The sequence below is a fragment of the Alloiococcus sp. CFN-8 genome (genome assembly GCF_049943125.1).
Lineage (GTDB): Bacteria > Bacillota > Clostridia > Clostridiales > Clostridiaceae > JAEXZL01.
Window position 1 is genome coordinate 95,481 of the sequence record NZ_CP188040.1, and the last position, 11,809, is coordinate 107,289.

Sequence of the window (11,809 nt, forward strand, 5' to 3'; positions counted from 1 at the left end):
ACGGTTCAGGAGTTTTCTATATTATTTCATTAAATTTATTATTCGCTTATAGCACGCTTTTCTGCTAAAATCTTAGCATTCTTCTCTACTCTACCTCTACTTAGAGGGTATAGGAAGAATAAAACAAGCGCTAGAAGTATATATCCAATTGCTGGTACAAGACATGTAACATCATAGATGCCATTTACAACCTCAGGATCAAAGGCAGTTGCCTGTGTGTAACCAACTATAGAAAGGAGAAAACCTGAAAGTCCTGAAGATGCAGCCTGACCTAACTTTCTTGCAAAAGAGTATACAGCATAGATTGTTCCATCAGAACGTTCCCCTGTTTTTACTTCTGTATCATCGATAACGTCTGTTATCATAGCCCAACATATTAAGTTGAAGATGGCAATTCCTATATAGGAAACTCCATAAAAACCTACGAATACCCATGCATTTGTTGTCTGTGTAAAATAAGCAGCGAAGTATATAACCGCACCGAAAATAGCGGCTGCAATAGATACTTCTTTTCGTCCATATCTCTGGGATAGCTTTACGGTAAAGCCAGCACAGATAAGTATAACTACAGTACCTAAAAGATTAGCTGCGGATTGGGCCTTTATATTACCAAAATAGTTTGGGAATACATAACCAGCCATTGTAGCAACGGTTAATTGTACTAGTAGCATTGCAATGGATGAAGCTACTATACCAATTAAGGCTTTATTTGTTGCTACCCCTTTAAGAAGCTTTTTAAGATCGAATTTTTCAGTCTTCTGTTCTATTTTTACACGTTCTGTAACAAGGTTGTAGCAAAGCATATAGCAAACAAATGCTGCAATGGAGCAAACTAAGGCTGCAATCATCATCCTATTTCCTGAAAGGACCTGATTACCATTAGCATCAGTATAGAAAACAAATAGCGGAAGCACTACACCAATAGCAGCTGAAGCTAAAGCAGTACCAATTGTTCTCCAGTTTGATAATTCTGCACGGTCATTAGGATCTGCTGATACAGCAGAAGCCATAGAACCATAAGGAATATTTATAGCTGTATAGAACACACTTCCCCAAAGTATATATGTAAAGAACATCCAGAATATCTTGAAGGCCATAGGCATATCCTTAAACCAGCTTGCATACATCAAGAAGGATGCAAGGGCAATAGGACCAGCAACTAATTTAATCCATTTAATGAACTTACCTTTTTTACCTGGCTTACTTCTATCTACTATTTGACCCATGGCTATGTCTGTAAAAGCATCAACAAAACGAGCAGCCATCATCATAGTACCAACGAGTGCAACACTAACTCCCATAACATCAGAGTAGAACTTCATAAGCATCATACTGGACAATAGGAATGTAAAGTCATTACCAAAGTTACCAAACATGTAACCAATTTTATCACTGAAACCAAAGGGTTTCACTGTGTTTCTCTCTTTCATTTTTATCCTCCTGTTTAACCTTCTAGCTTCCCTTAACCTTTATAGTTTAGGTCTAGACCTTCCCATCTCTTTTTAAGAAGGTACGCTGTATCCTTTGGCTGTCTTTGTCTTGTGAAGACACCCTTTTTATTTCCGTTAACTCTCATGATACCTTCTGTAGTCTGGAAATCAGCAAAGTTCCATATCTGCTCACCCTTTATAAAGTCATAAGAGTCAAAAACTTCATTTGTCATATTAAGATATTCATCCTGATATTCCTGGCTCCACATAACTGAAGGAAGCTTATGCTCTAAACCAAGGGTATCTGCTCCATATTCAGTGAATATGAAAGGCTTATTAAGATTTAGTGCTTTCCACTCATCCATCTCTTTACGGAATAGCTCCTCTGCTGCACAGATTTCATAACCACCCTTTACATACCAGCCATAGTAACGATTTAAGGAGATGAAATCACTTAAATGATAACACTTGCAGGTATTTGGTAAAGAGTTCATTATTAGAGCAAAGGTTCTAGGTCTCTTCTGAACATCTAGCTCATGTGCATATTTAAATACTTCTTCAAAGTAAGGAGTAGCTGCTTCATTGGTGCTCTCTGGTTCATTTAATAGGCTCCAAGCAATTACACAAGGATGATTTTTGTCTCTAGCAATCATCTCCTCAATTGCCTTTTTATGTGCCTTTAATAGTATTGGTGTTGTTTCTTTTTCGAAGAAGGCTGTAACCTTTCCAGTGCTTGCTTCCATAAAGTTCATAAGGCTTTCAAACATTCCAACAGCTGCTACCTCATCTATAACCAGGAAGCCTTCCCTGTCAGCCATCTGGTAAATCTCTTCACTGTATGGATAATGAGCAGTACGGAAGGAGTTAGCACCAATCCATTTCATAAGCTCAAAATCTCTCTTCATAACACCGATATTAAAGCCTCTTCCTACTATATCGCTGTCTTCATGCTTACCAAAGCCTTTAAGGTAAACTGGCTCTCCATTAAGAAGAATGCTTGTGCCTTTTATCTCAACAGTACGGATTCCAATCTCCTGCTCATATTCATCAACAATCTTATCTTCATCCATTATTCTGATAACAAGTCGATATAGGTATGCATTATGTACACGCCATAAATGAGCATCAGCCACAGAAAGTATTCCTGTTTTTCCCACAGATTCAGCTACTTTATTACCTGCTTCATCAAAGAGCTCTACCTTTACAGGTTTGTCTCCTGTAGTTTTTACAGAGTAATTAACCTTTGCATCACTACCATTTATTTCATAATCTAAATCAAGGTCAAATACAGATTCCTTTGGCAGTGCCACTAAATGAACGGATCTCTGTAAGCCTGAATAGTTGAAGAAATCAAAATATGGTTTATTCATCTTCTTTCCATTTGGAAGTGTTATTGTCTTACCACATGGGATATTAGTTTCAGTGAGTTCATTATTAACTTTTACTACTACCTTGTTGTGTGCATTGTAGCGAACCACTTCTGTAACATCAGCACAGAAAGGGGTGAAGCCACCTTCATGAGAGGTTATCTCTACTCCATTTACATATACTGTTGCACGATGTGTTGCCGCAGCAAAACGAACTAGAATCTGCTTGCCTTCCCACTCACCGGGTACAAACATATCTTTTTCATACCACATATCTCCAGTGAATTCTCTTGTGTCTTTATCTGTATAAAAATCCTGAAAACTTGCTGGAACTGGTATCATATCAGTTCCTGGAAGACCATGGATCCAACCTTCTTTTTCACCTATTTCCTGTCCGTCCAAATGAAATTTCCACATTCCATCCATGGATACAACACGCCTGGAAACAGTTTCTTTAGGATATAGCATAGAATAATCTAACATTAACCTTCCTCCTTAGCTAACTGCTTTATGACAAGATTTTAACATGCAGTTTTTTGATATTATGAGTAGAATTATTGGGTAATATCGTATTATTTTTAACAAACCTTGAAATACACTAAAAATTATACGATAATATAAAAAGAAAATACGACTTCTTGCGAGGTGCTACCATGACTTATGATAAAGAATTGCGGTTTACTGAAAAACTACTAGACAACTTTCGACTAAAAATTAGTTATATAAAAAACAATCCTGTTAGTAACCAGGAAGGTGCTCAGAGGATTGGATTGATGAATATGTTAAATTTCAATACTCACGATAATCTAATTGAAAGGCTTAAGAAAATCTGTAAGTCTAAAACTATATATCAAGTAACTACACCTTTTCTTTGTAATTATGTAATTTTCCAGCTACCTGATACTTTAGATCCAGAGTATGCATATATAGGACCATTTACAGATAATATTATCTCAAGAGAGGATATATTAAATATAGCTGAAAAGTACCAGGTAAAATCTGAAAATCTACAGCATCTTGAAAAATATTATCAGAATATACCACAGCTATCTAATGAAGCTCTGCTTATAGCTGTTCTCTGTACCCTAGGAGAATATATGTGGGGATCTATGGATAACTTTTCTCTGGAGAAGATTACAGATTTTTATATGAGCGATATAGAAAAATCTCAACATATTTCTGAAATTCAAACTCCAGAAGAAGCCCTCTTAAACATACAAATGCTGGAGGAGCACTATGAGATGCAGCAACAGCTTATGCAGGCAGTAGCTTCAGGACAGACTCATAAAGCTGAATTATGCCTAGCAAAATTATCCTCCAGGCAATTTGAATCCCGTGCTTCCACCCCCCTTAGAAATAGGAAAAACTATACAATAGTCTTAAATACTATATTGCGAATAGCTGCTGGAAATGGTGCCGTTCACCCCACAAGTCTTGATAGCATATCCTCCAGATATGCTCGTAAGATAGAATCACTAACCTCAGAAGCAGAACTGATTTCCCTTTCAAAGGAAATGATAAATAAATACTGCCAAATGGTGAAGAATCAATCTCAAAAAGGATATTCTCTCCTAGTAAGAAAAACAATTACTAGAATAAATATGGATCTCACTGCTGACCTTAGCTTAAAGACCCAGGCTGAGCTTTTAAGCGTTAACTCCAGCTATCTCTCTACCCTATTCAAAAAGGAAACGGGGATAACCTTAACGGAATATGTAATAAGGAAAAGAATAGATCATGCTCTTCTCCTCTTAAGCTCATCGGATATGCAGATCCAATTAATCGCACAGCACTGCGGTATTCCCGATGTAAATTATTTTACTAAAACCTTCAAGAAGGTTATAGGAAAAACTCCCAAGGAATATAGAGAGAGCTTATCTTCTCGATTTTAGTCTTTCCTTACAGCAACGAATTTATTCTTTAACAATGTAAAGAACGCTTATCCCTGAATAAAGGAATAAGCGTTCTCTTATAATTACAACCTTATAATTTAAAGCCGAAATATCTTACTGTATTATTGTAGGAAATACCTTTTACAATTTTCTCTAGGGCTTTAAAATCTGCTGGATACTCTCCATTTTCTACCCAACCACCGATTAACTCACACATGATTCTGCGGAAGTACTCATGTCTAGTGTAAGATAGAAAGCTTCTGGAGTCTGTAAGCATACCTATAAAATTACCTAGAAGGCCAAGGTTTGCAAGGGACACCATCTGGTCAATCATCCCCTGCTTATTATCATTAAACCACCATGCGCTTCCCTGCTGAATTTTTCCTACTGCTGAGCTATCCTGGAAGCAGCCAATTACTGTTCCTATATTAGCATTATCCACTGGATTTAAGGAGTAGAGAATAGTCTTAGGAAGCTCATCAGTCTCAGCTAAAGCATTCAGGTACTGTCCCATTTCTATAGCTGAGGAGTTGTTGTTGATTGCATCGATACCTGCATCTGGTCCAAGCTTCCTGAAGACTTTTTTATTAAGATCTCTTTGGACTCCATAATGAAGCTGCATCGCCCAATCCTTCTTAGCATATTCTCTTCCCATGGCTATCATGAAAGCAGTTTTAAACTGCAGCTCTTCCTGACGGCTTATAGTTTCACCCTTGATTCTTTTAGCAAATATTGCTTCTACTTCTTCCTCTGCTGCAGGAGCATACATTATGTATTCAAGCCCATGGTCGGATATACAGCAGCCGTGCTCTTCAAAGAAATCCATACGATTTTTTAAGGCTTCAATAAGTGTCTTAAAGCTATTGATTTTTATACCGCTGACACCCTCTAGCTTATTCACATATTCCATATAATTTGATTTTTCAAGATTCATAGCTTTGTCTGGTCTCCATGTGGGAAGTACCTGTACTTCAAAACCATCCTCTTTAATCTTCTTATGCCACTCTAGAGAGTCTGCTGGATCATCTGTGGTGCACAGAAGCTTTACATTGGACATGCGTACTAGATTTCTAGCAGACATATTTGGCTGCTGTAATTTCTCATTACATAAATTCCATACTTCTTCTGCAGTCTCTCCATTTAAATACCCCTCATAGCCGAAATATCTCTGAAGCTCAAGATGACTCCAATGGTAAAGAGGATTTCCTATTGCCATTTCTAAGGTTTCAGCCCACTTCTGGAACTTTTCTCTGTCTGTTGCATCTCCAGTGATGTATTTTTCTTCTACACCATTGGAACGCATTTGACGCCATTTATAATGATCTCCCCCAAGCCACACCTGAGTTATGTTTTCAAACATACGATCCTCATAGATTTCCTTTGGATTGATATGGCAGTGGTAATCTATGATAGGCATTACTTCTGCATATTCATGATAGAGCTTTTTAGCAGTTTCTGTGGTGAGTAGAAAGTCCTCATCCATGAATTTTTTCATATTGGCCTCCTTGTTAATAGGGAACGCCTAAGCGTTCCCCTAATGTACTAATTATTAAAATTATCTTTGAACACGTGCTCCTGCTCCACCCATAACAGCTTCTACTTCCTTTAAGCTTGCCATTGTAGTATCGCCAGGAGTTGTCATTGCTAATGCACCGTGAGCTGCACCATAGTTAACAGCCTTTTCAGCGTCTCCAGTAGTTATTAATCCATAAATTAATCCTGATGCGAAGGAATCTCCACCACCTACACGGTCCATGATTTCAAGACCCTTGAAGTCTTTTGCTTTGTAGATTTCTCCACCTGCCCAGCAAAGAGCGCTCCAATCATTAACTGTAGCTGTCTTAACTTCACGTAGAGTTGTAGCAACTGCCTTGAAGTTAGGATATGTCTTAACAGCTTCATTGATCATCTTCTTGTAGCCTTCAATGTTAAGCTCGCTTAAGTTTTCATCATTTCCTTCGATTTCGAATCCAAGACATGCTGTGAAGTCTTCTTCGTTACCTATCATAACATCAACATATTTAGCTATTTCTTTATTTACTTCTTGAGCCTTTGCATGACCACCGATAGCACTCCACATGGAAGGTCTATAGTTTAGGTCATAGGATACTATAGTTCCGTATTTCTTAGCTGTTTTAATAGCTGCAAGAACTGTTTCACAGGACTCTTCTGATAAAGCAGCATATATTCCACCAGTGTGTAACCAACGTACTCCTAGAGTTCCGAAGATGTAATCAAAATCGAAATCCTCTGGTCTAGCCTTAGATATAGCTGTGTTTGCACGGTCTGAGCAACCTACTGCTCCACGGATACCAAAGCCTCTTTCAGTAAAGTTTAAACCGTTTCTGCAAGTACGACCTATACCATCAGTTTTCATCCACTTTATTAGGGATGTATCAACACCACCCTGAAGTATTAAGTCTTCCATTAGCTTACCAACTTCGTTGTCAGCAAAAGCAGTTATTATAGCTGTTTTAAAACCAAAGCATCTTCTAAGTCCGCGAGCAACGTTATATTCTCCGCCGCCTTCCCAAGCACGGAACTGTCTTGCTGTACGAATACGTCCTTCGCCTGGATCAAGACGAAGCATTACCTCTCCAAGGGATACTGCATCAAATGCACATTCATTAGCTGGTCTTAAATTTAAATCCATAATTATGTCTCCTTCTATCTATTAGTCTTTATCCTCTGATTTCTTTTACGATGGCTGCAGCTTCTTTTGCAAGTTCAACTATCTTATCAAATTTACCTTCTTTAACTAGGTCGCCCTTTACCATCCAGCTTCCACCACAGGCTATTATCTTGTTATAAGAAAGATATTCTCTTACGTTATTTGGGCTTATTCCACCAGTAGGCATGAACTTAAGTCCTACATAAGGAGCTGCCATGGCTTTTATCATGTTAAGGCCACCAGCCTGCTCTGCTGGGAAGAACTTAACAACCTCTAACCCAAGCTCAATAGCCATCTCAGCTTCACTTGGTGTGCATACACCAGGGGTTATTGGTATATTCTTTTCTATACAATATTTTACTATTTTAGGATTTGTGCCTGGGCTTACAATAAATTTAGCACCTGCTGCTACAGCACGATCAACCTGCTCTGTAGTAAGCACAGTTCCTGCTCCAATCAGCATCTCTGGGAACTTCTCAGCCATTATGCGAATTGCTTCCTCAGCTGCTGCAGTACGGAAGGTAACCTCTGCACATGGAAGACCACCTTCACAAAGAGCTTTCGCTAAAGGCTCTGCATCTTTAACGTCATCAATTACAACAACAGGAATAATACCAGTCTTTTGAATCTGCTCTAAAACTTTATTCATCTTCTCTCCCTCTTTCTTAAGGACTCAATTTATATAAATTATGCTGTATATTTCTTTAAGGTAGCACGAACAGCTCCAGGTCCAGCTATTAACTCTTTGAAGTAATTGCATACTGTCTCTGCCATACCAACTTCATATAGGTTAACTCCAAATATCTTTTCATCTTCAAGAACTGGCTTGAGTGTAGCTTCCACATCAGAATTTTCTCCAAGAGTGAACTTAGAAACATAAGGGCAAACTGTTTCTAATAATGGATCTGGGCTAAGCTCAAATTTATTTCCATTATCATCAATAGCCATAAGGTATCTTAACCATCCTGCAAATACTAATGGTATAAGCTTTAAGTCCTTTAGATCTTTTCCTTCTTTGCGGTAATTCTTTATTGTTTCACCAAAACGGATTGCAAGCTTTTGTGAAGTATCTGTAGCAATTCTCTGTGGAGTATCAGGCATAAATGGATTTGGTATACGTACATTTAGCACTGTATCTATGAATTCCTTAGGATCGATAACTCCTGGATTCACAACCACTGGAAGTCCTTCTACATAGCCTATAGTTTCTACTAATTTCTTAAGCTCAGCGTCTTTCATCTCCTCAGAAATCTTTTCATAGCCAAGAAGACATCCGTATACTGCTAAAGCTGTATGAAGAGGATTTAAGCAAGTACATACCTTCATTCTTTCTACTTTATCAACAGTTTCTCTATCAGTGAACATTAATCCACCCTTTTCAAGAGCTGGGCGTCCATTAGGGAAGGCATCTTCAATAACAAGATACTCACACTCCTCAGCATTTACAAAAGGTGCAACGTAAGTGTTCTTAGAGGTTATAACTGGTTCAAGACCTTCTATTCCATCATTTTTAAGAATTTCTTCCACTGATGCATCAGGTCTTGGAGTGATTTTATCAATCATTGACCAAGGGAAGGAAACTTTGTTCTTATCGTTGATGTAGGAAAGGAAGCCTTCCTCTACTAATTTATTTTCGCTCCATTTTTCTGCAAAAGCCTTAACTGCTGCATATAGCTTATCACCATTATGAGAGCAGTTATCTGTGCTTACCATGGCTATTGGAGCTGCACCCTTTTGATAACGAGTATAAAGTAGTGAAGCAACCTTACCGATATAGCTCGCTGGCTTCTTAGGGCCTGCTGCAAAATCAGCCTCAACAGCTGGAAGAATCTCTCCTCTTCCGTTTACAAGGCTATACCCTTTTTCTGTTATTGTGAATGTAGCCATCTGTAGAGAATCCTTAGAGAAGATTTCTCTTAAACGGTTGAACTCTTTATCATTTTCAGAGTCTAGTATGCAGGACTCAACGATACTACCAACAACAGTCTTTTCTACAGAACCATCAGCTTTTAAGGTAACTAGAATTGAGTAATCATCGTGAGGACGATTCATCTTTTCAACTATTTCGTAATCAAAGCCTTCAGCAACAACGATTCCTTTGTCTAGTATTCCCTCATTTAATAAGTTCTGAGCTACATTTGCATGAAAAGCACGGAACAGATTTCCTGCTCCAAAATGTATCCAGATTGGATTTTCCTTTGTTGCCTTTGTAACTTTTTCATGGTCAAACTTTGGAAGTGAGTAGCCCTTAGCTTCCCACTCCGCTCTATTTTCTAATCCAGCTTTATTTAAAATCATGCTAATCAACCTCTCTTATTTTTTTGATTCAGCTTTAGCAATTGCTTCCCATAATCCATTTAAGTATGTTGCACCTAGTGCTCTGTCATATAGACCATAGCCTGGCATTGCTACCTCATCCCAGATCATACGTCCGTGGTCTGGTCTTATTGGTCCTGTAAATCCAATTTCATAAAGAGCTTTCATGATTTCGTACATATCGAAAGTTCCGTCAGAGGATAAGTGAGCTGCTTCTTCAAAATCTGTAGGACTATTGAATTTAAGGTTACGAACATGAGCAAAATGTACTCTTCCCTTTAATGAACGAATCATATCTGGAAGATCGTTGTTTAGGTTAGTTCCATAGGATCCTGAGCAGAAGGTAACACCATTGTGTGGATTATCTACCATCTTCATCATGCGGTGTATGTTTTCTTTGTTTATGATGATACGTGGAAGTCCGAAAACGCTCCATGCTGGATCATCTGGGTGAATTGCCATGTTGATATCGTATTTGTCACATACTGGCATAATTTTCTCTAAGAAGTATTTTAAGTTTTCGAATAGCTTCTCATCATCAACATTTTTGTACATTTCGAATAATTCTTTTACCTTTGCCATACGCTCTGGCTCCCAGCCTGGCATAACTGTTCCGTTCATATCTCCTGCAATAGAGTCGAACATCTTCTCTGGATCTAAGGCATCAACTGCTTCTTGAGTGTAAGCAAGTACAGTAGATCCATCTGGTCTTAAACGAGCTAGTTCTGTACGAGTCCAGTCAAATACAGGCATGAAGTTATAGCATACAAGATGAATATCTTCCTGTCCAAGATTTTCAAGAGTTTTTATATAGTTTTCGATATACTGCTCTCTCTCTGGGGCACCAGTTTTAATAGCATCGTGTATATTAACGCTTTCTATTCCTGCTAAACGAAGTCCAGCTGCTTCAACTTCCTCTTTCATTGCACGGATTCTTTCTCTGCTCCATACTTCTCCTGGCACTGTATCATATAAAGTAGTGATTACTCCTGTAACTCCAGGTATTTGTCTGATTTGCTTTAAGGTAACAGTGTCAAATTTAGCTCCGTACCATCTTAATGTCATTTCCATGGGAATGTGTTCCTCCTCTATCATAGATAAATTGTCATCTTTTCGATAATTCAATTATATCTCATATTTTAGGATATCCAATTGGGTGAATTGTTATGCACATTGTAAAAGTTGCGATTTTATGGTATATTACACCTTGAATAGGAGGGCTACACTGATTATGAAAAAAGAATTGCGAACCTCATTTAACTCCAGACAGTATATGTTGTCCAAAGACTTTGAAATTTATTATTATAGCGATATAAATATGAGCAGCATCCATAATCATTCTCACAATTATTACGAATTCTATATTTTTCTAGGTGGCGAAGTGGCCCTTCATGTAGAGGATGAAAAATACCCCTTAAAGCCTGGGGATGTGATTTTAATTCCACCAAAGGTTAACCATCACATAGATATTTTAGATACATCAGTACCCTATCAGAGGTTTATATTTTGGATTACACCAGAATACTGTAAAAAACTCATGGAAATTTCATCAGATTATGGCTACCTCATGCAGCATGTTATGATAACTAAAAAATACATCTATCATTATGATGTTATAGCTTTCAACTCTCTACAGTCAAAGGTTATTAATTTAATAGAAGAGCTGCATTTTCAGCGTTTTGGAAAAGCCGCTAAGGTACAGCTCTGTGTAAATGACCTGGTACTACATCTCAATCGTTCTGTATATGAGATGGAGCATCCAAGAACTGAAAAGGAAACACAGAGTCTATATCAAAATATAATTTTATATATTGAGCAGCATTTAGATGGCGACTTATCCCTAGAAAGACTAGCTAAGGAATTCTATCTTAGCAAGTATCATATAGCACATGTATTTAAGCAAAATATAGGCTTGTCCATACATCAGTTTATTACTAAAAAGAGACTCTCTCTATGCAGAGATGCAATTTTATCTAATACAGAAATTAATGAAGCATATCTTCAATCAGGCTTTAAGGACTACTCTAGCTTCTACAGAGCCTTCAAAAAAGAATATGGGATTTCCCCACGGGAATACAAGGATATGTATGGAAGCCAACACAAAAGATAAAAAATTAAGCTCGGATTGCTCCG

General features: G+C 37.8%; 9 protein-coding genes. 2 read left to right on the top strand and 7 right to left on the bottom strand.

Going from position 1 to position 11,809, the window contains the following annotated elements:
* Positions 1 to 38 precede the first annotated feature (38 nt).
* Positions 39 to 1,430, bottom strand: coding sequence for an MFS transporter (locus tag ACPWSR_RS00545; protein WP_426349745.1), 1,392 nt, complete (start codon positions 1,428 to 1,430; stop codon positions 39 to 41).
* 32 nt (positions 1,431 to 1,462) lie between these two features.
* Positions 1,463 to 3,280: a beta-glucuronidase gene (gene uidA / locus ACPWSR_RS00550; RefSeq protein ID WP_426349746.1), complete on the bottom strand. Its 1,818-nt coding sequence runs from the start codon at positions 3,278 to 3,280 to the stop codon at positions 1,463 to 1,465.
* A gap of 290 nt (positions 3,281 to 3,570) precedes the next feature.
* Here uidA and ACPWSR_RS00555 point away from each other — a divergent pair, with 290 nt between their 5' ends.
* Positions 3,571 to 4,689, top strand: a complete 1,119-nt coding sequence (locus ACPWSR_RS00555; protein WP_426349747.1) for a helix-turn-helix domain-containing protein — start codon at positions 3,571 to 3,573, stop codon at positions 4,687 to 4,689.
* A 91-nt stretch (positions 4,690 to 4,780) separates the two neighbouring features.
* Here ACPWSR_RS00555 and uxaC read toward each other — a convergent pair whose 3' ends face one another.
* From uxaC to uxuA, 5 genes are read right to left on the bottom strand one after another with little or no spacing between them, the layout of a single operon-like run.
* Positions 4,781 to 6,184, bottom strand: a complete 1,404-nt coding sequence (gene uxaC / locus ACPWSR_RS00560) for a glucuronate isomerase (protein ID WP_426349748.1) — start codon at positions 6,182 to 6,184, stop codon at positions 4,781 to 4,783.
* 60 nt (positions 6,185 to 6,244) lie between these two features.
* Positions 6,245 to 7,342 (bottom strand): sugar kinase, encoded by a 1,098-nt coding sequence (locus tag ACPWSR_RS00565; protein ID WP_426349749.1) that lies wholly within the window; start codon positions 7,340 to 7,342, stop codon positions 6,245 to 6,247.
* 28 nt (positions 7,343 to 7,370) lie between these two features.
* Positions 7,371 to 8,009 carry a bifunctional 4-hydroxy-2-oxoglutarate aldolase/2-dehydro-3-deoxy-phosphogluconate aldolase gene (locus tag ACPWSR_RS00570; RefSeq protein ID WP_426349750.1) on the bottom strand — a complete coding sequence of 213 codons (639 nt, stop codon included), beginning with the start codon at positions 8,007 to 8,009 and terminating at the stop codon, positions 7,371 to 7,373.
* A 38-nt stretch (positions 8,010 to 8,047) separates the two neighbouring features.
* Positions 8,048 to 9,658, bottom strand: coding sequence for a mannitol dehydrogenase family protein (locus tag ACPWSR_RS00575; protein ID WP_426349751.1), 1,611 nt, complete (start codon positions 9,656 to 9,658; stop codon positions 8,048 to 8,050).
* A 15-nt stretch (positions 9,659 to 9,673) separates the two neighbouring features.
* Positions 9,674 to 10,747, bottom strand: coding sequence for a mannonate dehydratase (uxuA, locus tag ACPWSR_RS00580; RefSeq protein ID WP_426349752.1), 1,074 nt, complete (start codon positions 10,745 to 10,747; stop codon positions 9,674 to 9,676).
* Between the two features lie 160 nt (positions 10,748 to 10,907).
* On the opposite strand from uxuA, the gene ACPWSR_RS00585 reads away from it, so the two are divergent.
* Complete coding sequence (locus ACPWSR_RS00585) at positions 10,908 to 11,786, top strand: AraC family transcriptional regulator (protein ID WP_426349753.1); 879 nt, start codon at positions 10,908 to 10,910, stop codon at positions 11,784 to 11,786.
* Positions 11,787 to 11,809 lie beyond the last annotated feature (23 nt).

Coding starts and splice junctions, on each gene's coding strand:
- uxaC (WP_426349748.1), bottom strand. CDS start 6,184: ATGAAAAAATTCATGGATGAGGACTTTCTACTCACCACAGAAACTGCT.
- ACPWSR_RS00575 (WP_426349751.1), bottom strand. CDS start 9,658: ATGATTTTAAATAAAGCTGGATTAGAAAATAGAGCGGAGTGGGAAGCT.
- uxuA (WP_426349752.1), bottom strand. CDS start 10,747: ATGGAAATGACATTAAGATGGTACGGAGCTAAATTTGACACTGTTACC.
- ACPWSR_RS00570 (WP_426349750.1), bottom strand. CDS start 8,009: ATGAATAAAGTTTTAGAGCAGATTCAAAAGACTGGTATTATTCCTGTT.
- ACPWSR_RS00545 (WP_426349745.1), bottom strand. CDS start 1,430: ATGAAAGAGAGAAACACAGTGAAACCCTTTGGTTTCAGTGATAAAATT.
- ACPWSR_RS00555 (WP_426349747.1), top strand. CDS start 3,571: ATGAATATGTTAAATTTCAATACTCACGATAATCTAATTGAAAGGCTT.
- ACPWSR_RS00565 (WP_426349749.1), bottom strand. CDS start 7,342: ATGGATTTAAATTTAAGACCAGCTAATGAATGTGCATTTGATGCAGTA.
- uidA (WP_426349746.1), bottom strand. CDS start 3,280: ATGTTAGATTATTCTATGCTATATCCTAAAGAAACTGTTTCCAGGCGT.
- ACPWSR_RS00585 (WP_426349753.1), top strand. CDS start 10,908: ATGAAAAAAGAATTGCGAACCTCATTTAACTCCAGACAGTATATGTTG.